We start from the raw sequence: 21,608 nt of genomic DNA, 5'->3' as shown, positions 1-21,608 counted from the left end.
GAGGGAATCAAAACAAACGGTTTGTGGCGGATGGGAGTCGCGCACGATCTTTCCTGCGCGATTATTGAGGGAGCGAAACAAAAACGCATGGCTAATCTGATCATCACTGGGGGCGCGGGCTTCATCGGCGCGAATTTCGTGCGGCACTGGCGGAAGATTTCGCCCGGCGATGGCATCGTGGTGCTTGATGCGCTGACCTATGCCGGCAATCCCGCCAATATCGAGGGCGTCGCCGACGTCACCCTGGTCGAAGGCGACATCTGTGATACGGCGCTCGTTTCCCGCCTGATCGCCGACCACGACATCGATACCATCGTCCACTTCGCGGCGGAAAGCCATGTCGACCGGTCGATCACCGGCCCCGATGCCTTCGTGACCACCAATGTCGTGGGCACCCACAGCCTGCTGAAAGCTGCCAAACATGCCTGGTTGGACAAGGGCAGCGGCCGGCCGCACCGTTTCCACCATGTATCGACGGACGAGGTCTACGGCACGCTAGAGCTGGACGATCCGGCCTTCAGCGAAACCACCCCTTATGCGCCCAATTCTCCCTACTCGGCGTCGAAGGCCGGGTCCGACCATCTGGTGCGCGCCTATCACCACACCTATCAGCGCGGTGACGAAGTCGGTTTTCAGCCGGGTCTGTCAGCGCCTTCAGGGGTAAAAACGATGAGGAGCATGGCCCTTTCTCCGTCGAACTCGGCGACGAGGGCGATGACGAGCGCAACATCGGTCTGAACTACGAACAAGAATGCCTTGGATGCGCCCCTGGCGCCCCTCGGAGTGCCGCAACCGAACAGGGCGCGCATGAGAATGCCAAGATTGAACCCGGCGACGTGGATCAAATAACGCTTGTGAACATTCTCGCGCCCGCGCAGCCACGCGCGGCGCATGCCGCCGCGATCCAGGACGTGGGCAAAGCTACGCTCGACCATCTCACCACGCTTGCGCATCGCCTTGCGTCCGACGGCGGATTTCAGGCGAGACCGATTGGCGTAGACGGCCTTCTGGGCAGCCTCGTCGCCGTGCCAGCGCAGATATCCATTCGGCGGTGCCGGCTCGGCGATGCGCGTCTTCCAGATGTCGCCGTCGAGACCCTTGAGGAGCTCGCGCGAATGATAGCCTTTATCGGTCACAAGATCGCAGGGATCCCCGGACGTCGGCGCCAGGCCAATGTCGGCGAGGTTGCGTGCTGCCGTCTCCAGCGTGGCGTCGAGCGTTGTCGTGTCGCCCTTGTCGGCCGGGTGGATCGGCGCTGCCACGATAACACCCGTGTCGAGATCGACCGCGTGTTCGGGCTTGTAGGCCAGACGCGTCGAGCCGTTCTTCATCCGCGCGACCTTCGCGTCGGGATCGGTCTTGCTCGCCCAGTCCGCATTCGACAGCTTCTTGCCCTTGCGTTTGCGATCGAGCCGGACAAGGTCGTCGATCGTCGGCGTGTCGATGCCGCTCTCTTGCGCCATGCGCACCAGCATCTCGCGGTAGGTCTCGCCATTGTCACGCCGCACGATGGTACGCAGCGCGGCGTTCGCCTCCATGGTCGAGCCATCGACGCCGATCCGCTCGCCTTTCACCAGATCGTGCCCGGCGACGAGGGCCAGTACCCAGCCGAAGATCTGGTCATGTACCTCGTGCGGCAGGCGGCTCCGCGTCTTCGACAACCAGCTATGATCAGGGACCTTGTCGCGGCTCGACAGTCGCAGGAACTCCCGCAGCGACAGCGAATCCGAACAGCGCCAGACAATCCCGCGTTCGCTGTCGATGCCCTCGAAATAGCCGATCAGCAGCATGCGGAAATAGCGGCCCGGCGGCAGCGACGGGGCTCCCATCCGCGGCGCATAATAGGGCTTGCACGTCTTCTCGACAAAGCCATCGAAGCCCGCCTCGGCCAGCAGCTTCTGGAGCTTGTCGTAGAAAACATGCCCCGGTGAACGCGGTATCTCCGCCCACGTCACGATCAAATCGGACTGGACCTCGCTATCACGCCCCATCGCCATCGCCGCTAACCCGCCAGACAATCCCACTGCCGCACTGAATCAGCCACCGCCGACTTCGTCAACGGCCTGCTATGGCCTGGAGACCACCACCAGCAACTGTTCGAACAATTACGGGCCCTACCAGTTTCCGGAGAAGCTGATCCCGCTGTTCACCATCAACGCGCTGTCGGGCAAGAAGCTGCCGATCTATGGCGACGGCATGAACATCCGCGACTGGCTGCATGTCGAGGATCATTGCGTGGGCATCGAGTTGATCCTGCGCCAGGGCCGGATCGGCGAGACCTATAATGTCGGCGGCGGCCAGGAACTGCCGAACCTCAAGGTCATCGAGGAGATCTGCCGCGGCGTCGACGCCGCCTTTGCCGCCAATCCCGATCTGGCGCGCCAGTTCCCGATGGCGCCCGCCGCCCAGGGCCGGCCGACCGCGGAACTGATGACCTATGTCGAGGATCGCAAGGGCCACGACCGCCGCTATGCGATCGACGAGACGAAGATCCGTTCGGAACTCGGCTATGCGCCGGCGCGCGATTTCCCCCAGGGCTTCGCCGAGACGCTGGGCTGGTTCCTGGACAACCAGGACTGGTGGCGTCCGCTGCTCGGGCGCGCAGCCCTGGCGGGTTAAGCCTTAAAGGAAGCCCTTTCACCCGAAAATCGACGGCCTGCCAAGTCTTTGAGGATTCTTGATGAAGCTCTATCTCATCGTCCCGGTTTACCGCAATCTTGAGCTGGTCAAGATCTGCCTCGAATCGCTCTCCGCCCGCCTGTCGGAGATTCGGGACTGCGATCCAAAGGTCATCGTCGTCAATGATTCGCCCGATGACGAGGCGGTGAGCGATTATCTGGCCGACCGCGCCCGGAAAGGACTGATCGACATCTATATCGTCAACGACGAAAATCTCGGTTTCGTGAAGAGCGTCAACAAGGGGCTGGCGATCTGCAAGCGCGATGGCGCCGGCGCGGTCCTGGTCAACAGCGACACCATCACCTACCGCAACACGCTCTCGGAAATGGTCGCCGTGCTGAAGACCGACCCGCAGATCGGCTTCGTCTGCCCGCGATCGAACAACGCCGCCATCGCCACCTTTCCGCAGGCGCCCAACAACCTGTCCGGCATCGCGACCACGCCAGAGGTCTGCTATATCTCCTGGGAGTCGGTCTATCGCTACCTGCCGCGCTATACCTTCGCTCCCACGGCGGTCGGCTTCTACATGCTGATATCGCCACAGGTGGTTGCCAATTTCGGAGCGCTGGATGAGGAATTCGGCGTCGGCTACGAGGAAGAGAACGACCTGGTGATGCGCGCCGGCAAAGTCGGCTTTCGCGCCGCGCTCGCCAACCACGCCTATGCCTATCATGCCGGGTCAGCCTCCTTCATGCTCCACGAGATCGACTTCAAGGGACAGCAATCGGGCAATCTGCAGAAGATGGTGGGGCGCCATCCGGAATTCCTGCCACTGGTCAAGGAATTCGAGCGGTCGCCCGAATACCGGGCCATGACCCAACTCAAAAATCTCGTGCCGACTGCGGACGGCAAGCTGAAGGTCGCGCTCGACCTGCTGACCATGGGACGCCATCACAACGGCACGAACGAGTTGATCATGAACTTCGTGCGCTGGTGCGACAGCCAGCCGCATGACGATTTCGAAATCTCCGTCATCTGTGACAAGTCGGTTGCCGAGTTCCACGGGCTGGACAGGCTCAAGACGATCAGGGCGCGCACCGAAATTGCGCCCGTCTATGCAATCTCGATCTTCTTCGGCCAGCCGTTCGACCTGCATCAGATCAACGTGATGGAACATCTGGCGCCGATCAACATCTACGGCATGCTGGACGTCATCGCGCTGGACTGCAGCCATCTACGCGGCAGCAACAACGTCCATGCCCTCTGGTCCCACGTCGCCCGCAACGCGAACGGACTGTTCTTCATCAGCCAGTTCTCGCACGACACCTTCGCCAACCGCTTCCCCCGCAAATATCGTGCGGAAGCCTATACCCGCCTTCTCCCGACCAAGCCCTCTGCCTACGAGGCGCGCTATGAGGGCATGGACATGGGGCGCGAGCATGTGCTGGTGATGGGTAATCATTTCGCCCACAAGGCCGCAGGCATCACCGGACGGACCATCGCGGAAGCCATTTCGAGCCTGTCCGTGGTGGTCATGGGCGAAGGGGCCGGGGGGGGCCTGCGCAACATCCGCGAGCTGCATTCGGGCGTGGTGCCGGACGAGGAGATGAACGAGATCTTCGCCCGCAGCAGCGCGATCATCCTGCCTTCCTATTATGAAGGCTTCGGCCTGTCGCTGATGCATGCGCTGGCCCTGGGCAAGCCGGTCGTCGCGCGCGACATTCCGGCGACGCGGGAGATCCTTTCGACCTTCAGTTCGGTTGAAGGCGTCTTCCTGTACAGTTCCGACGGGGAGCTTGCGGAAAAGGTACGCGAGGCCGTCGCGTTCGGCCGGTCACACGTCACGGAAGGCGAAACGCAGGATTGGGCTCAGTGGTCGAAGGGGCTGTTCGACTTCGCGACGGACTTCCTCAACCGGCCCGACATCTATGATCTCCTGATGGATCGGATCGAAGACGGCGACGTGCTGCGCAAGCTGCACAATCTGGAAGCCGTACCGGCTGCCCCCACACCGCAGGCGCCGCCTGCGGCCCCCGTATCCCTGGTGCCCGATGTCACGATCAATGTCGCGGAGATACTGGACCTGGATGGCGAGCAGTTTGTCGAAACCTTCTATCAGCAAGTGCTGGGCCGCCGCGCCGATCCGGCCGGGCTGACCCACCATGTGGCGTTGCTGAGCAGCGGCGTTTCCAAGCAGGACATGCTGCGGTCCATCCTCAGTTCGCCCGAGTTCAAGGATCGGCGTATCCGCGCGACACTGCTGGGGGAGGAGTTGCTGTCGCGCAGGAAGAAGACCCTGCTGGGCAAGGGGAAGGCGAAGATCGCCGGCTGACGGCGGCGTCCCCCTTCCCCTCCGGCGCACTCAGCTCCGGCGAATGGTACGAAGCCGAGATGGGAGGCACCGCTGTCTTCCTCCTGCGCGTGGCGCGCGGCCGGACGATAACGGGCACAATAATTGGGGGCGCAGAGGAAGGAGCCGCCCTTGATAACGCGGACGCGGGCGCCCGGTTGTTCGGGATCGAAGCTGGAGTTGCCCGGCGCACGCTCTCCCACCAGGACCGGCGCATGGCTTGGCAGGTGAATGGAGCCCGGCGTCGATCCGCAGGCGGATCGCGAGTGGCTTATTCTGTCGCTATGGTGTCGCGCATCGCTTCAAATCCTAGTTGGAGTGGGGGAACACGATCCTGGCGTCGTCGCCCTGGCTCGTGCGCTTTAGCCGTTGGTAACGCGCAGCAAGCTGCATCCCAATCCAAAGCCGCAGGTCATGCCGACGTCGTCATCCGGCGCAGCGACCAACCGCACCATCGAGGCAATCTCCACGTAAAGATAGAGAAACGCGCGCAAATCGACTTTTCCTTCGGACGCGGCAAGCTCAGCTGTGCCGGCTGATCACCGACGCATCGACACGCGTCACGTCGGTCTGGCCGGTCAGCGCCATGGCGACGGCGATCTCGTGCCGCAGCATCTCCAGCAGCGCGGCAACGCCTGCGCCGCCTCGGGCCGCCATAGCGAAGGCCCAGGGCCGGCCCAGCAGGACGCCGCGCGCGCCCAGACCCAGCGCACGGACAACGTCCGTGCCCGATCGCACGCCGCCGTCCATCAGCACCTCGGCGCGGCCCGCCACTGCCTGCACGACATGCGGCAGGGCTGCGATGGCCGAGGGCGCGCCGTCGAGTTGGCGGCCGCCATGGTTGGATACGATGATCGCATCGGGGGCGATGTCGCAGGCGGCCACCGCGTCCTCCGCCTCCATGATCCCCTTGATGACCAGCCGGCCGCGCCAATGGGCGCGGAGCCAGTCGATGTCCTGCCAGGTGATGGACGGGTCGAAATTGCGCGCCACCCAGGCGGTGAAGTGGGACAGGCCGGCGCCATCCGGCATGGCCGGCGCGAAATTGCCCAGGGTATGCGGTCGGCCGCGCATTCCCACGTCCCAGGCCCAACCCGGATGGCGGATGATTTCCCAGAATCGGTTCACCCTCGCCCGCATGTCCTGCGGCCCGGTAAGACCGGTGCGGACGTCGCGGCGGCGCGGGCTGTGGATGATGAGGTCGACCGTCAGCATCAGCGTGTCGACGCCTAGCGCCGCCGCCCGGTCCAGCAGGTCGACCATGAAGCCGCGGTCGCGGATCATGTAGAGCTGGAGGCAGACCGGCCGGCGGACGTTGCGCGCCACCTCCTCGATGCCGCAGCAGGCCGAGGAGGAAAGGACGAAGGGAACGCCCGCCGCTTCGGCCGCGCGCGCCGCCTGCACCTCGCCACGTCGGGCATAGAGCCCCGCCAGCCCCACCGGAGCCAATGCGACGGGCATGGAGGCCTCCATGCCGAACAGGCTGGTCGCCAGCGTCACCTGAGACACGTCGCACATCACGCGCTGGCGCAGGCGCACCGCCTGGAAACCCGCGACATTGGCGCGCATGGTTTCCTCATCATAGGCGCCCCCGTCGATATACTCGAACAGGAAGCGCGGCAGACGCGCCTTCGCCAGCAGCCGGTAGTCGTCGGCGCAGGCCGGCGCGACCATCATGGCGGTGGCCCGACCCCTCTACCGCGTCAGCGCCGTGCCGAGCGCGCCGGGGCGGCCGTCGATGCGGATTGTCGCCGCCTCGTCCCGCTTCAGGCTCTTGCCGTCGAAGCGATAGACCTCGATCTGCCTGGCCACGGCGCATTGCAGCAGCAATGTGCGCGCGTCCGTGCTGAACAGCGCACCCTGGCACCAGGCACCGCTGGGGGCATCGGCGACCTTGGTGAGCTTCGTGCCCGCGACCCGATAGACCTGGAGCGACCCGTTGGGGTTGTAGCCGGGGCTGCCCGGCGCGCCGCCCGATCCGTTGTGGACCACGGCCGCCAGATAGCGGCCGTCGGCCGATATGGTGACATGCTCCGGCGTATAGCCGACCTCGACCGGCGTCACCGCGCCGGAGGCGAGATTGACGGCCGTGATCGTACCCATGCGTGGGCCCCTGGCCGGCGTGGCGCCTGCCGGATCGGGATTGCCGCCCAGATTGGTGTTGTAGGCGAAGCGGCCGTCGGCGCTGAACGACACGCCATAAGGCTGCACGCCCGGCGCGAAGCCTTCGCCCGTCACCTTCACGTCCGTTCCGGAAATCGTGAAGGGGATCAGCCTGCCCGCGCCCTGCGCGACGATCAGGCCGGTGGCGCCATCCGGCGCAAAGGCGACGTCTGTCGGACGCGCCTTGGCGGCAAGCTGCACCTTGCCGACGGAGGTCAGCCGCTTGCCCTGCACGGCAAAGACGGTGACGCTGTCGTCGCCGGTGCTGGCGACCATCGCCAGCGTGCCCGCGCGGTTGATGGCAACGCCGCTGGCGCCCGGCCCCGCCTGCGCGGTCTGAACAACCGTGGGATGCGCGGGGTCGGCAAGGTCAATCACGGAAACCGTCATCGCCGGCTCCACCTTGCCGTCGGCACTCAGCGACTGCGCCGCGGTCACCAGGGCGAAGCCGCTATCCCGCGCGACCGCCACCGATGCCGGCGGGCCGATCATGCTGGCGGGCGCGGCCACCTGCCCCAGCACGCGCGGCGGATAGCTGCGCAGGTCGATGACCGAAACCGAATCCGCGGTCCGCGTCGACGGATCCTCGCCGGGCCGCACCTGCTTGCCGTCATTGGCGGACAGGACGATCTGGGCGGAAAGCGAAGCAGGCAGTGCCAGCAAAGCCAGCGCCGTCAGGGCAACCGATCTTCTCATGGTGCTATCCTCCCCGTCCGGTCAGACCGGATCCGTCCGCTTGCTGTAGGCGCGGCCCTTGTCGGCAGCGGGCGTGTCGCCGCCGGTACAGATCATGACGCCGTCCTTGATCTGGTCAATCACGTCATCCTCGTTGCAGGCGTTGAGGAAGCGGACGCCGGCCGCCTTGGTCGCCTCCAGCACGCGGGCGCGCGCCGCGACCATGATCGGCTGCTGCTCCATGCGCGGCGCTCCCGGGGCGCGCGGCGACGGCGCGCCCAACAGGTAGAAGGCATGGTCGCCAGGCCCCCATTCGGCAAAGGCAATGCCGGGGACGCGGATCGTCGAATCGACATTGGCGTCCGCGCGCGGATTTTCGATCTTCACGCCGAAGATCAGTTCACCATCGGGATTGAGCGGCCAAGGTTCAGCGATGCGCATATATTCGGCGGCGGGAACACCCCAGATCTGCGCGGCGTAGAACTGGCTGCCATTGCCGCGGGTGCCCTGGGATAGGCCCGGCACCGTCGGCGCGAACGGATAGCGCGCCGCTTCCATCATCAGTCGGGCGGCTTCGGGCGATTCGGCGTTGCAGAGCAGGATGCCATGCACGCCGGCGGCGAGCGCCTGCTGGATCATCCAGCCATTGGCGCGCACCGCATCCGTCGTGCCGGCAATCGGCAGCGTCACGATGACGGCGGGCGTGCGATGGCCGGTACGGGTCGGACCTGCTTCCGCCAGGCCGCGCATGAATTCGCGCAGCTGATGGAAGTCGAGCGCCCCATGCTCCATCTCATAGGTGATGTAGTCGGCCTTCGTGGCGGCGAGCTTCTTGCCCTCCTCATAACCGCCGGCGGGAATCTGCGTGTAATAGACCGGCTGGCCCTTGAGCCACATGTCGATGATGCGGTTGACATGCTTGCCGGTGCGGGTCGCCTTCGCCGGCATGGGGGGCGGCGTCGCGCCCTGCGTAACCGGCGCCGGCGCCTGCGCCAGCAGCGGGACCGAAAGAGAACATAGTGCCATCGTCAGCAGAAACGCTTTCCGCATCACCCTCTCCTGATCATATCCTATAGTATTTGCGCAGGAAGAGTGTCACGCTTTGCCGGTCGCTGCAAGCGCCTTTAGGTCGTAGGCGCCATGATGCGCATCGCGGCTGGTGCGCAAATGTGGCCCGCGAACAACCGGTTAGGGCGAGCGGATCATACGCTGGACGATGGCATCCGCGATGGGCGCATCGAACTGGATACCGAAGCGCTTGGCCCGGACCCAGACGACGCGGGCGCCGCTCACAAACTCCGTCGTCTCGATCATCAGCCAGGCCCCTGCGAGTGGCGGGGCCTCGCAATGGACGAGGGCGCCGCCGACCGACAGGTCCAGGAGATGCGCGCGTTGCGGCGTTCCCCGCATGCGCATGACGATGGGTTCGAACAATTTATGCCGCGTGGCAGCACGGGGCTGCAGCAGGCGGCCGGTCAAAGGCCGTTGCTGTTCGATCACATTTCCCCTCTCTCTCACCGCTATAATGACAAGGGGGTAAGGGGATTTCCCCAAAAATGAAGGTTAGACCGGCCTTAACCCCGATTTTCGGGACGAAAGGCGCAGGGGACGATGCTCGCTGGATCGGGCCGTGCCGCGATGCGGCGAAACCGCGCAAGATAGCCGCCGGCGCTGGGCTTGGGGATCAGTTCTTCCAGGCGGAAGCCGAGGGCCGCGAGTTCGCAGGCGAGCAGGCGCGGCGGCGTGCCGTGCTGCCGGGTCGGTCGATCGGCGTCGACGACGATCAACTCGCCGTCGGGCTTGAGCGCGGGGCTGAGATGCCAGAGGAAGGCATAGGGTTCGGCGATTTCATGATACATGTGGATCATGAGGATACGATCGAAGCTGTTCTCGGGAAGCTTCGGATCCTCCGCCGTGCCCAGCTTCACGCTGACATTGCGCCAGTCCTCCCGCGTGATGCGACGGGACAGCGCCTCGATCACCTCGGGCAGGATGTCCTCGGCCAGGACGCGCCCCTTCTCGCCGACACGGCGAGCCAGGCGGACGGTATAATAGCCCTCGCCCGCGCCGATGTCCGCCACCGTCATGCCGGGGCGGATGCCGGCGCGGTCCATGATATCCTCCGCCTCGTTGACCTGGTCGCGCGATTCCTCGCTGGACCAGCGGGTCGACACGATCGGCGCCACGGGGCGATCGGCGCGGGGAAAGGGCTGCGCCGCTTCCGCGCGGTTGTCGCCGTCATCGGGCATCAACGCGCTGCATGCGCTGAGCAGAGCCAGCGCTCCGGCGAGCGCCGCCCGGATCATCAGTCGACGTCCTCCACGTCGACCTTCTCGCCGGTGACCTTCTGCGAGAGCGCGGCGGCCATGAACGGGTCGAGCGCACCGTCGAGCACGTCGTCGGGCGAGGTGGAGGTGACGCCGGTGCGCAGGTCCTTCACCAGCTGATAGGGCTGAAGGACGTAGGAGCGGATCTGGTGGCCCCAGCCGATTTCCGTCTTCGCCTGATATTCGCCCGACGCCGCCTCCTCGCGCTTGCGCAGCTCCGCCTCGTAGAGACGGGCCTTCAGCATGTTCATCGCCGTCGCGCGGTTCTTGTGCTGCGACCGGTCGTTCTGCGACGCGACGATGATACCGCTGGGTACGTGGGTGATACGGACGGCCGAGTCGGTCGTGTTGACGTGCTGGCCGCCGGCGCCCGAAGCGCGGTATGTGTCGATCTTGAGGTCGCTTTCCTTGACTTCGATGTCGATGTCGTCGTCGATCACCGGATAGACCCAGACCGACGAGAAGCTGGTGTGCCGCCGCGCCGAGCTGTCATAGGGGCTGATGCGGACCAGCCGGTGGACGCCGCTCTCGGTCTTGGCATAGCCATAGGCGTTCTCGCCCTTGAACAGGAAGGTCGCCGACTTGATGCCGGCCTGGTCGCCGGCCTGATAGTCGACCAGTTCCACCTTGTAGCCGCGCCGCTCCGCCCAGCGGCGGTACATGCGGCTCAGCATCTCCGCCCAGTCCTGGCTTTCGGTGCCGCCCGCACCCGCATGGATTTCCAGATAGGTGTCGCTGGCGTCGGCCTCACCCGCCAGCAGAGCCTTGATCTTGTCCTCGTCGGCGCGGTCGGCCAGCGCCTTCAGGGACGCGACCGCCTCGTTCACCATCTCCTCGTCGCCTTCGGCCTCGGCCATCTCGATAAGGTCGGCGGTCTCGGTCTTCTCCCGTTCGATCGCGCGGGTGGCGCCGATCGCATTGTCGAGCCGGGTGCGCTCGCGCATCACCTCCTGCGCCTGCTTGGCATTGTCCCACAGCGTCGGATCTTCGACGCGGGCGTTCAGTTCGTCCAGCCGGCGCAGCGCGCGGTCCCAGTCGAGCGATTGCCGCAGCAGGGCCAGCGCGGCGTCGATGCGGTCGATATATTGCAGCGCTTCGGCGCGCATGGGGAGTCTCCAGAACTGTCTCGTGCGTCTCAACGCATCAAGCGATCGCCCCTATCCGAGGGCAAGGGATTTGGGAAGGATCATTGCGCTCATGCCGGCCGCGCGACATTGCCCCGGGCGGCCCTTTTCCGTTATGGCCGAGCGGGCTTGCGAGGAACACAGGCATGGCAGGAAATCCCGTGGGCAGGACCGTCTCCATCGCACTGGCGCTGTTATGCGTCGGAGCCGCGCCCCGTACGGGGCCGTCCTTCGGCATCTGGTCCAACCCCAAGGGCAGCGTCCACGTCCGCGCGGAGCCGTGCGGCCGGAACATGTGCGGCGTGGTCGTGTGGGCCAGCGACAAGGCGAAGGCGGATGCCGCCCGCGGCGGCACCGACCCGCTGGTGGGCACGACCCTGTTCCGGGATTTCACCCCCGCCGGCCGCAACCGCTGGCGCGGCAAGGTGTTCGTGCCGGACATCGGCAAGACCTTTTCCGGCACCGTGACCCTGCTCGATCCGGACCGGCTGGAGGGCGAGGGATGTCTGCTGGGCGGTATCGGCTGCAAATCGCAGATATGGACGCGGGTGACGCCGTAGACACAAGAGCATCGCGGCCTGCTTGAAGGAGTGCGACCCGTCTGGAAGCGGCAAGGATCGAGTGAAAGAATTTGCCGTCAACTCGGACTCTTCGACAGGCTCGGGAAAGGCCTATCCGGGTCCCACTGCCCTTGACGGTGCGCGGGAGAAGAAAGCAGGATCCCGGACCAAGCCCGGGATGACGGCAGGCAGCTTCTCAGCCAAAATCACCCTTCAATAAATCCCCCCCTGGCCCTCCAGGAAGTCCGCGTCCGTGCGCTGGCGTACCGCGCGGGCGGCGCGCTGGTCGGCGACCTTGGCCTGGGCCTCGGCTTCCTCCTTGCGAATGGTGCGGCGCGGTTCGGTCTCGGGCTTGAAGGCTTCCCAGATCACCGCAGCCTTGGGCTCGTCGGTCGGCCAGGCACCATAGACCCGCTTGCCCGATCGGCGGTCGATCGTGACCATGCGGATGCCGGCCGGTGCGACGAAAGGCGTCTTGGGCATGGTTTCCAAGATCGGCGCCATCGCCGCTTTCCAGATGGGCGCGGCGATACGGCCGCCCTGCGCCCAGCCGCCAAGGCTGCGCGGCTGGTCGTAGCCGATATAGACGCCCGCGACGAGATCGGGCGAGCCGCCCACGAACCAGACGTTGGTCGGCCCGTTGGTCGTGCCGGTCTTGCCGAAGAGGGGGCGCTTGAGGTCCGCGAGCACCGTGGCCGTGCCGCGCTGGATCACGCCCTCGGTGATGTGCACCACCTGATAGGCGGTCATCGGGTTCATGACCTGCTTCCCCTCGAAGCCGAAACGGGGCATGGGCTTGCCGTCCCAGTTCGCCATGTTGCAGCCCTCGCACGGGCGCCAGCGTTCCGGCCAGATCACCTTGCCGCGCCGGTCCTGCACATAGTCCATGACCTTCGAAGGCATCTGCCGACCCTGATTGGCGAGCGTCGCATAGGCGTTCACCATACGCTCCACCGTGGTTTCGCCCGCGCCCAGCGCAAAGGCGAGATAGGGTTGGTAGTCGCCGATCCCCATCGCCTTGATCGTGCGCACGACGCGTTCCATGCCGGTCTGACTGGCGGTACGCACCGTCATCAGGTTGCGCGACTGCTCGACGCCCCAGCGCATCGTCTGCGGCCCCGCGCTGCCGCCCGAGAAGTTGCGGAAGCATTTCTGGCCGAGGCTGGCGGTCTGGTAGACGCACAGCGGCCCGTCGACGATGATCGAGGCGGGCGTCATGCCGTTGTCGAGCGCAGCGGCATAGACGAAGGGCTTGATCGTGGAACCGGGCTGGCGCAGCGCCTGGGTCGCGCGGTTGTAGGAGGACAGGCGGGAATCGAAGCCGCCCTGCATCGCGCGGATGCGGCCCGAATGGGTTTCCTCGACCACCATGCCGCCCGACACCTCGGGAATGTTGCGCAGCGCCCAGCTGGAACCGTTGCGCGCGACGACGATCAGGTCTCCGGGTTTCAGCGCGGCAAAGGCCGGCCCGCCGGTGCGGCGATAGGGCAGCTGCGCTGCAGCGGCGGGCAGGACGCCGGTGGTGCCGTCGGAGAAGCCGATCTGCGCTTCCGAAGAGGTGCGGCCGATGACGGCCGCGACGCGCCATTGCGCATAATCGACGGCGATATAGCTCGCCGCCAGTTCGCGCAGCCAGCCGCGATCGACCTCGATATGGCCGACCGGACCGGACCAGCCCCGCCCGGCGTCGAAGCGCAGCAGTCCGTTGCGCAGCGCGGTCGCCGTGCTGTCCTGGATCACCGGATCATAGGGGCTGCGGACCCAGAGGCCGCCGGCATAGACGCTGTTGGGGCCGTCCTCCGCCTTCTCGCCGAAGAGTTGGATCAGGCGGCGGCGGACCTCCTCCATATAATAGCCGCCTGCCCGCGCGTCGAAGCTGGAGCCGTGCGCGGCGACCGTACCCAACGGCTGCGCCCGCGCCTCGTCGCGCTGGGCGGCGGTGATCCAGCCATTCGCATACATCTCCCCCAGCGCCCAGTTGCGGCGCTCCAGCGCACGGGCATGGCCGGCGGTGCTTTCCGGGCGATAATTGGCCGGCCCCTTGGGCAGGATGGCGAGATAGGCCATCTCGTGCAGCTTCAGGTCCGCGACGTCCTTGTCGAAATAGGCGCGCGCGGCCGCCTGCACGCCATAAGCGTTACGGCCGAGGAATATCTGGTTGAGGTAGAGTTCCAGGATCTGCTGCTTCGAGAGCACATTTTCCATGCGATAGGCGAGGATCATCTCCTTCACCTTGCGCGTGGGGGAATATTCGTCGCCGATCAGCAGGTTCTTGGCGACCTGCTGGGTGATGGTCGAGCCGCCGCGCGCGCGCTGGCCGGAGCCGAGCTTGCTCGCATAGTCGACGACCGCGCCCGCAAAGCCGGGAATGTCGACACCGTGATGCTCGAAGAAGGTCTTGTCCTCCGCCGCGAGATAGGCGCGGATCAGCAGCGGCGGATAGTCGCTGTACTGGAGCTGGACGCGGCGTTCCCGCGCATAGCTGTGCACCGGCTGGCCGTTGACGTCGCGCACGATGGTGGGCAGCGGCGGCTCATATTCCAGCAGCGTTCGCGCATCCGGCAGGCCGCGCGCAAAAATGAACCAGAAGAGCGCGATGGCGACGAGGAACAGGCCGCCCAGCCAGGCGGTCCAGCGGAACCAGCGGCGCTGCCAGAGCTGGCGCCAGTGCCGACGCACATCGCCCAGCGCGCCGCCGGCATCGCGGCGCAGGCGGTAGGCGAAGGACGACGGGGCGGGTTCGGGACGGGCCTCTTCCATGAAGAGCAGGCTCTAGGCAGAAAAAGCCGCGCGCGCCAGTATGGATCGACGGGATGCTGGCGGAGGGTTTGGCGGACATACCCCATCTCCGTTCGCCCTGAGCCTGTCGAAGGGCTCTTCTTTTTTCTGAAGGAAGAGGAAAGGATGGGGCTTCGACAAGCTCAGCCCGAACGGAGGTGCTTAAAAACCCTCCGCCCGCGCGCGGACGGTCAACCTCCGACCGTCCCGTCCCGCATGGCGAGGCGGCGGGCGAAGTGGATCTCGATCGCGCGGGCCACGCCGCGGGCGATCTTCTGCTGGCCTTCGCGCGAGGACAGGAAGGCTGCATCCTCGCCATTGGAGATATAGCCGGTTTCGAACAGGACCGAGGGCGTGTCCGGCGCCTTCAGCACCATCAGCGAGGCGAAGCGATGATAGGCGCTGCGGAAGGGCACATAAGGCGATGCCTCGCGCTGGAGAAGGCGCGCGAAATTGGCCGAGATGTTCATCGATTCGCGCTGCGTCAGGTCGATCAGGATGGAGGAGACGTCGCCCGACTGGCCGCCCAGGTTCACGCCGTTCAGAATGTCGGCCTTGTTCTCGCGCGCAGCGAGGCGTGCGGCCTCCCGGTCGGAGGCGGTTTCCGACAGGGTGTAGACGGTCGCGCCATGCGCTTCGGCATTCTCCGCCGAATCGGCGTGGACCGAGATGAAGAGATCGGCATTCAGCCGCCGCGCGATGCCATAGCGTTCCTGAAGGACGAGGAAGCGGTCGTCGTCGCGGGTGAGCGCCACCCGAACACGGCCCGACCTGACCAACTGGTCGCGGATCGCCTGGGTGATGGCGAGCGTCACGTCCTTCTCCCGCCGCCCGCTTTCCTTGTTGATCGCGCCGGGATCATGGCCGCCATGGCCTGCATCGATGACGACCAGCGGCCTAGCGCCGTCGCGCGCGCCCTCGATCGCGGGAAGGCCGATGCTGCTGGAAGCCGCCGGAATCGGTACGGTGATCGAATGGATGCGCTTTTGCGGACGTTGGGCCATGTCGGCGGGCGCGTCGAAGCGCAGCCGCCCCTTGCCGATCGCGTTGCGGAACGCGCCGTCGGACACGCCCTGCACCGTGAAGCTGAGCGACCGGCCATCGGGCGCGATGCGGGCGTCGCCCAAAGTCGCGGGCGCGGAAAGATCGAGCACCACGCGCGCCGTGCCTTCGCTCAGCTGCCCCTGCCGCACGGCGGCGATGGCCGTGCCGGTGCCGGCATAGCGCGCCTGCCCCACCTGCGCGCCGCTGATGTCGAGCGCGATGCGGCGCGGCCCGTCCAGCAGGAAGGCCGATGCCCCCTCCACCCTGTCGTCGAAGCGCACGACCACGCGATCATCCCGCACGTCGACGGCCGATATGCCGCCGGCCTGCCCCGGGCTTCCGGCGAAGAGCATGCCTGCCAGGGCAAGACTTTGCAGCATGCGCCGCTTGTGCAACGCAGCCTCGTGGCCCGTCCAGCCAAATTTCATGACGTTCATCCGTCCAGCGCGTCCCCACGCTGAATCGGGTCTTAAGCATGACCCCTTCCGCCCGCGTAAAATGAGAGGGTTAATCCACCCTTCAGCACGATTGCGCGACATGCACAGGGGCGAAACATTATTTCGGGCGGTTGTTGCTCCTTGCCTGTTTGGCTGCTACCCATTCACATTCCTGGGAGACATGCCATATTGCGCGGCATGGCCCCAAGGGCTTGGAAAGTTAGCACCGGCGGGCGCATGAAGCGCCGGGAACCGGTGACGTGAACAGGTTGACGCTGCATGAGGCATGTTTCCCATTCCCCGCTTGAGCCCCTTTCGGGCCATGCGGCGTGGATGGACCGGACCGGCGGGTTGCCCGGTCCTGCCGTTGCAGCAGACGCGCAGTTTTTCCTTCAGAACCGGACGATGCCGCACTCCGCGCCGCTGGCGCGCAGGCGGCCGTCCTTCACTTATCGCGTGGCGGCCCGGCTGCATGCCGCAGGCCGCCATCGCCGGAGACTTATAAATGACAATGCGTATGCTGATCGATGCGCGCCACCGGGAAGAAACCCGGGTCGCGGTCGTCAAGGGTAACCGGATCGAGGAGTTTGATTTCGAATCCGCCGAGCACAAGCAGCTCAAAGGAAATATCTATCTAGCCAAGGTCACGCGGGTCGAACCGTCGCTGCAGGCGGCGTTCGTCGATTATGGCGGCAACCGCCACGGCTTCCTGGCCTTTTCGGAAATCCACCCCGATTATTACCAGATTCCGCGCGAGGACCGCGAGGCATTGCTGCGCGAGGAACGCGCGCATGCCGAGGAAGAGGCCGCTCTGCGTGCCGACTATGATGACGACGAGGATGTCGGCGCGATGGACGGCGGCGTCGAATATGTCGAGGCCACCCATCATCAGGACGATGAGGACGCCGCCGAGGGCGAGACCGCGGAGGCCGAGGGCGAAAGCGAAGGCGGCAAGCCCGCGCGTCGCCGTCGCGAGAAGAATGGCGACGACGCGGCCGACGAACTGCGCCGCAAGCGCATGGCGCTGCGTCGCCGTTACAAGATCCAGGACGTCATCAAGCGCCGCCAGGTGCTGCTGGTCCAGGTCGTCAAGGAAGAGCGCGGCAACAAGGGCGCGGCACTGACCACCTATCTGTCGCTGGCCGGCCGTTATTGCGTGCTGATGCCCAACACCAGCCATGGCGGCGGTATTTCCCGCAAGATCAGCAACGCGGCCGACCGCAAGCGGCTGAAGTCGATCATCGCGGAGATGAACCTGCCCTCCACCATGGGCTGCATCGTCCGCACCGCCGGGCTCCAGCGCACCAAGCCGGAGATCAAGCGCGACTTCGACTATCTCGCCCGCCTGTGGGACGAGATCCGCGAAAAGACGCTGAAGTCGGCAGCCCCCGCGCTGATCCACAATGACAGCGACCTCATCAAGCGCGCGATCCGCGATATCTACAACAAGGATATCGAAGAGGTCATCGTCGAGGGCGAGGAAGGCTACAAGGCCGCCAAGGACTTCATGAAGCTGCTGATGCCCAGCCATGCCCGGCGGGTGAAGCAATATGCCGACGCCGTGTCGCTGTTCCAGCGCGCCAGCGTCGAGGACCAGCTGGCCGCGATGTACAATCCGGTCGTGCAGCTGAAGTCCGGCGGCTACCTGGTCATCAACCCGACCGAGGCGCTGGTGTCGATCGACATCAACTCGGGCCGCTCCACCCGCGAGCATGGCATCGAGCAGACCGCCGTCGCCACCAATCTGGAGGCCGCGCGTGAGATCGCGCGCCAGCTGCGCCTGCGCGACATGGCCGGTCTGGTCGTCATCGACTTCATCGACATGGAGATGAACTCCAACATCCGTAAGGTCGAGAAGGCGATGAAGGAGGCGCTGAAGGACGATCGCGCCCGCATCCAGGTCGGCCGCATCTCGGGCTTCGGCCTGATGGAGATGAGCCGCCAGCGGCTGCGCACCGGCGTGCTGGAAGCATCCACCCGGCAGTGCCCGCATTGCGAGGGCACGGGCCTGGTCCGCACCGCGTCGTCGGCAGGCCTTTCCGCGCTGCGCATGCTGGAGGAGGAAGCCGCCCGCGGGCGCGGCAGCATCGTTACCCTGCGCGCGAGCCAGGAAGCGGCCTTCTACGTCCTCAACAACAAGCGCCGCGAGCTCGACGAGATCGAGCAGCGCTATGGCGTCACCATCGTCATCCTGCCGGATGGCGAGGTCGAGGGCGCGCGCATGTCGGTCGAGGCCAGCGGCCCGCGGCCCGAGCGCGTCGTGACCTATGCCCCGCTCGCGCAGGAAGAGGACGATGCCGACCTTCCCGAGGAGGAAGAGGAGGAAGAGGCCGAGGAAGCCGCCACCGCCGAATCCGCTCGTGAAGATCGCAGCGAGCGCGGGGAAGAGCGCGAAGGTGGCCGCCGCCGCAATCGCCGTGGTCGCCGCGGCGGTCGCCGCCGCCGCGAAAATGGCGAGGACGCGGCGGAAACGACCGTGACCGAAGGCAGCGACGCCGAGGCTGCGCAGCCGGAAACGGTCGACGCGGAGCCGGCGATCGAAGCGGAAGTCGCGGCCGAAGCGCCGGCCGAGGAGGAAGCGCCCAAGACGCGCCGCCGTCCACGCGCCCGGAAGGCGAAGGAAGCCGAAGCCGCCCCTGTTACGGAGGCGGCCGAAGCGACCGCTCCCGCCGTGGAGGTGGAGGCCGAAGCTGCTCCCGCAGTCGAGGAGGCGCCCGCCAAGCCCAAGCGCGCGCGCCGCAAAAAGGCCGAGCCGGCCGCCGAGGAGGCCGCTGCCGTCGAGGAGCCCGCCATCGCCGAGGAAGCGCCTGCCAAGCCCAAGCGCTCGCGTCGCAAGAAAGCCGAGCCGACTGCGGAGGAGGCAGCCCCGGCCGAGGCTGCGGCTGTCGAGACACAAATGGCTGCTCCCCCGGCTGTCGAAGCTTCGGCCGCGGCGGAAGCCGGCGACGAGGGCGAGCCCGTGGCCGTTGACGGCGAGACCATGGCCGCCGAGGGCGAAGCACCGGAAGATGGCGGCTCGCCGCGCCGGGGCTGGTGGCAGCGCACTTTCGGCCAGTAAGCCGGAGCGTCATGTCATGAACAAGCGCCGCTGCACGACCGGTCCAGGCCGGAAGGCAGCGGCGCTTTTCGTGTGGCAGCTTTATTCTGCGGCAGGGCAGCCGGGCGTCTTCACCGCCCGTTCATCCCGCAGCTGGCATGGCCGGGCGCCGATGTCCCCCCGCACCCCTGCTCCCGCGGTCCGCGCATGACGGCGCGGCTGTTCCGCTATCTGATCCTGTCGCTCGCGGCGATCGCCTTCACCGCGCGGCCGGCGATGGCGCAACAGATCCTGCGCGACGCGGAGACTGAGGCCTTCATGGCCGAGATGTCGGGTCCGCTCATCAAGGCGGCCGGCATGGAGCCGCGCAACGTCCAGGTGATGGTCATCAACGACCCGGAGATCAACGCCTTCGTCGCGGGCGGGCAATATGTCTGGGTGCACAGCGGCCTGATCGCGCAGGCTGACAATGTGAACCAGTTGCAGGGCGTGGTGGCGCACGAGTTGGGCCATATCGAGGGTGGACACGTCATCCGCTCCGGCGAGGGCATCAAGGAGGCGACCGGCGTCACGCTGCTCAGCCTGGTGCTCGGCGCCGCGGCCATCGCGGCGGGCGGCGCGGAAGCGGGCATGGGCATCATGGGCCTGGGCCAGCAGGCCGCCATGGGCCGGTTCCTCGCCTTTTCCCGCGCGCAGGAAAGCTCCGCCGACCTTGCCGGCGCCCGCTATCTCAGCACCGCGCACCTGAGCGGGAAGGGAAGCCTGGAATTCTTCAAGAAGCTGCAGAACCAGGAATATCGCCTCGCCATCCCGCAGGACAACAGCTACGGCCGCACCCACCCGCTGTCGGGCGAGCGCATCCAGGTGCTGCGCGAGGTCTATGAACCCGATCCGGCCTGGAACAACCCGCCCGACCCTCAGCTGGAGGCGCGGTTCGAGCGGATCAAGGCGAAGCTGATCGGGTTCGTGTCGGAACCCACCCAGACCTTGCTGAAATATCCCGAGAGCGACCAGTCGATCCCGGCGCATTATGCGCGCGCCTATGCCTGGCACAAGAGCGCCTATCCGCAGAAGGCGCTGGAGGAAACCGACACCCTGCTCGCCGCGCAGCCGCACGATCCCTATTTCCTTGAGCTGAAAGGCCAGATCCTGCTGGAAAGCGGCCGCCCCGCCGAGGCCATCCCGCCGCTGCGCGAGGCGGTGCAGCTGACCAGCCAGCCGCTGATCGCCACGCTGCTGGGCCATGCGCTGATCGCGACCGAGGACGATGCCAATTTCGCCGAGGCGGAGAAGGTGCTGCGCAACGCCATCGCCCGTGACCGGGAAAACCCCTTCGCCTGGTATCAGCTCGGGGTCGTTTACGAGCATCGCGGCGACACGGCACGGGCAGCGCTGGCGACGGCGGAACGCTATTCGATGATGGGGCAGGACGCGATGGCGTTGCGCAGCGCGGACGCGGCGATGCAGGGGCTGAAACCCGGCACGGTTGACTATCTGCGCGCACAGGATATCGCGATGGTCTCCCGCGCGGCGGTCGAGCAGCAGCGGAAGAGACGATGACCCAGCCCAGCCGGCCGCCCTTTCGCGCGGCGCTTTCCAACAGGATGATGCAGATGACCCTCGGCGCCCTCGCCCTCCTCGCCGTCGGCGGCACCGCCCTTGCCCTGCAGGCGGGCTCCGTCCCGGTCGGCGACAAGGCGGCGATCGAGAAGATCGTCCACGACTATATATTGGAGCATCCCGAGATCATCCCGCAGGCGATCGAGAAGCTGCAGGCCAAGCGCCTGTCCGGCACGATCCAGGAGAACCGCAAGGCGATCGAGACGCCCTATGCCGGTGCCTGGGAAGGGGCGCCGGATTCGGACGTCACGCTGGTCGAATTCTTCGACTATGCCTGCGGCTATTGCCGGGCGTCGCTGCCCGATCTGGCGAAGCTGGTGAGCGAGGACCGGAAGCTGAAGATCGTCTATCGCGAACTGCCGATCCTGTCGGACGAAAGCAGCGACGCGGCCAAGGTTTCGCTGCTCGCCGCCGAGAAGGGGCGCTATATGGCCTATCACAAGGCGCTCTATGCGGCCGGCCATGTGACGCGGGACTCGATCCTGGCGGCCGCCGCGGAAGCGGGTATCGGCAAGGCGGAAGCGGAAGCGGCGATGGCATCGAGCAAATATGATGCGGAGATCCAGTCCAACATCGCCCTCGCCCAGAAGCTGCAGGCGAACGGTACGCCGACCTTCGTGGTGGGCGACCAGGTGCTGAATGGCGCGGTGGGGTACCAGGCGCTGAAGGACGGCGTGGCCGCGGTGCGGGGGAAGTGAAGCCCAAAGCTCTATTCCGTTCGGGCTGAGCGAAGTCGAAGCCCTCTACTGAGCACAGCGAAGTTACCCTCCCTCCGGTCGGGCGAGCCCTTCGACTTCGCTCAGGGCGAACGGCGTTGATCTGTGCCTCCGCCATTGACTTCCCCGCCCCTTTTCCCTATCGGACGCCCCCTGAC

15 protein-coding genes and 3 pseudogenes are annotated in these 21,608 nt (G+C 66.1%); 7 read left to right on the top strand and 11 right to left on the bottom strand.

Annotated elements, in window-relative coordinates:
- Nucleotides 1-87: 87 nt before the first annotated feature.
- Nucleotides 88-609, top strand: a pseudogene (locus tag M529_RS32230) (dTDP-glucose 4,6-dehydratase); the annotation flags it as partial.
- Between the two features lie 23 nt (nucleotides 610-632).
- Here the strand turns inward: M529_RS32230 and M529_RS32225 are convergent.
- Nucleotides 633-1,997, bottom strand: coding sequence for a transposase (locus M529_RS32225; RefSeq protein ID WP_013039168.1), 1,365 nt, complete (start codon nucleotides 1,995-1,997; stop codon nucleotides 633-635).
- Between the two features lie 70 nt (nucleotides 1,998-2,067).
- On the opposite strand from M529_RS32225, the pseudogene M529_RS0124420 reads away from it, so the two are divergent.
- Nucleotides 2,068-2,619, top strand: a pseudogene (locus M529_RS0124420) (dTDP-glucose 4,6-dehydratase); the annotation flags it as partial.
- A gap of 61 nt (nucleotides 2,620-2,680) precedes the next feature.
- Nucleotides 2,681-4,951 (top strand): glycosyltransferase, encoded by a 2,271-nt coding sequence (locus M529_RS32220; RefSeq protein WP_021317383.1) that lies wholly within the window; start codon nucleotides 2,681-2,683, stop codon nucleotides 4,949-4,951.
- 62 nt (nucleotides 4,952-5,013) lie between these two features.
- Here the strand turns inward: M529_RS32220 and M529_RS49125 are convergent.
- The 8 genes and pseudogenes from M529_RS49125 to prfB all read right to left on the bottom strand — a co-directional run.
- Nucleotides 5,014-5,172: pseudogene (locus tag M529_RS49125) on the bottom strand (SUMF1/EgtB/PvdO family nonheme iron enzyme); the annotation flags it as partial.
- A gap of 159 nt (nucleotides 5,173-5,331) precedes the next feature.
- Entirely contained in the window at nucleotides 5,332-5,463 is a 132-nt protein-coding gene (locus M529_RS50545; RefSeq protein WP_021317382.1) for a hypothetical protein, read from the bottom strand.
- A gap of 28 nt (nucleotides 5,464-5,491) precedes the next feature.
- Complete coding sequence (locus M529_RS32215; RefSeq protein WP_021317381.1) at nucleotides 5,492-6,646, bottom strand: L-lactate dehydrogenase; 1,155 nt, start codon at nucleotides 6,644-6,646, stop codon at nucleotides 5,492-5,494.
- A gap of 18 nt (nucleotides 6,647-6,664) precedes the next feature.
- Nucleotides 6,665-7,828 carry a beta-propeller fold lactonase family protein gene (locus M529_RS32210; RefSeq protein ID WP_021317380.1) on the bottom strand — a complete coding sequence of 388 codons (1,164 nt, stop codon included), beginning with the start codon at nucleotides 7,826-7,828 and terminating at the stop codon, nucleotides 6,665-6,667.
- Nucleotides 7,829-7,849: 21 nt separating this feature from the next.
- The gene (locus M529_RS32205) at nucleotides 7,850-8,857 is read right to left on the bottom strand and encodes a hypothetical protein (protein ID WP_021317379.1); all 1,008 of its coding nucleotides are present in this window, start codon (nucleotides 8,855-8,857) and stop codon (nucleotides 7,850-7,852) included.
- A gap of 138 nt (nucleotides 8,858-8,995) precedes the next feature.
- Nucleotides 8,996-9,307 (bottom strand): PilZ domain-containing protein, encoded by a 312-nt coding sequence (locus M529_RS32200; protein ID WP_236617665.1) that lies wholly within the window; start codon nucleotides 9,305-9,307, stop codon nucleotides 8,996-8,998.
- 74 nt (nucleotides 9,308-9,381) lie between these two features.
- Nucleotides 9,382-10,113 carry a class I SAM-dependent methyltransferase gene (locus M529_RS32195; RefSeq protein WP_021317377.1) on the bottom strand — a complete coding sequence of 244 codons (732 nt, stop codon included), beginning with the start codon at nucleotides 10,111-10,113 and terminating at the stop codon, nucleotides 9,382-9,384.
- A complete protein-coding gene (prfB, locus tag M529_RS32190) occupies nucleotides 10,113-11,240 on the bottom strand; it encodes a peptide chain release factor 2 (protein ID WP_021317376.1) in 1,128 nt (375 codons plus the stop codon). Before prfB ends, M529_RS32195 begins: the two co-directional genes overlap by 1 nt.
- 164 nt (nucleotides 11,241-11,404) lie before the next feature.
- Between prfB and M529_RS32185 the strand changes: the two genes are divergently transcribed.
- The gene (locus M529_RS32185; protein ID WP_021317375.1) at nucleotides 11,405-11,818 is read left to right on the top strand and encodes a DUF2147 domain-containing protein; all 414 of its coding nucleotides are present in this window, start codon (nucleotides 11,405-11,407) and stop codon (nucleotides 11,816-11,818) included.
- Nucleotides 11,819-12,031: 213 nt separating this feature from the next.
- On the opposite strand, the gene M529_RS32180 is transcribed toward M529_RS32185, so the two are convergent.
- Together M529_RS32180 and M529_RS32175 are read right to left on the bottom strand one after the other, a co-directional pair.
- A complete protein-coding gene (locus M529_RS32180; protein ID WP_021317374.1) occupies nucleotides 12,032-14,578 on the bottom strand; it encodes a penicillin-binding protein 1A in 2,547 nt (848 codons plus the stop codon).
- A gap of 209 nt (nucleotides 14,579-14,787) precedes the next feature.
- Nucleotides 14,788-16,068 carry an N-acetylmuramoyl-L-alanine amidase gene (locus tag M529_RS32175; protein WP_021317373.1) on the bottom strand — a complete coding sequence of 427 codons (1,281 nt, stop codon included), beginning with the start codon at nucleotides 16,066-16,068 and terminating at the stop codon, nucleotides 14,788-14,790.
- Nucleotides 16,069-16,582: 514 nt separating this feature from the next.
- On the opposite strand from M529_RS32175, the gene M529_RS32170 reads away from it, so the two are divergent.
- The 3 genes from M529_RS32170 to M529_RS32160 all read left to right on the top strand — a co-directional run bounded on the left by M529_RS32170 (nucleotide 16,583) and on the right by M529_RS32160 (nucleotide 21,432).
- Nucleotides 16,583-19,135 carry an Rne/Rng family ribonuclease gene (locus tag M529_RS32170; protein ID WP_236617664.1) on the top strand — a complete coding sequence of 851 codons (2,553 nt, stop codon included), beginning with the start codon at nucleotides 16,583-16,585 and terminating at the stop codon, nucleotides 19,133-19,135.
- A 186-nt stretch (nucleotides 19,136-19,321) separates the two neighbouring features.
- Nucleotides 19,322-20,674: a M48 family metalloprotease gene (locus tag M529_RS32165; protein WP_021317371.1), complete on the top strand. Its 1,353-nt coding sequence runs from the start codon at nucleotides 19,322-19,324 to the stop codon at nucleotides 20,672-20,674.
- On the top strand, nucleotides 20,671-21,432 hold the full coding sequence (locus M529_RS32160; protein ID WP_021317370.1) for a DsbA family protein: 762 nt from the start codon (nucleotides 20,671-20,673) through the stop codon (nucleotides 21,430-21,432). The genes M529_RS32165 and M529_RS32160 overlap by 4 nt, the downstream gene beginning before the upstream one ends.
- The last annotated feature ends 176 nt before the right edge of the window (nucleotides 21,433-21,608 follow it).

Source organism: Sphingobium ummariense RL-3, assembly GCF_000447205.1.
Classification (GTDB): domain Bacteria; phylum Pseudomonadota; class Alphaproteobacteria; order Sphingomonadales; family Sphingomonadaceae; genus Sphingobium; species Sphingobium ummariense.
The sequence above is the reverse complement of the archived record's forward strand: the minus strand, read 5'-3'. Positions and strand labels throughout refer to the sequence as shown.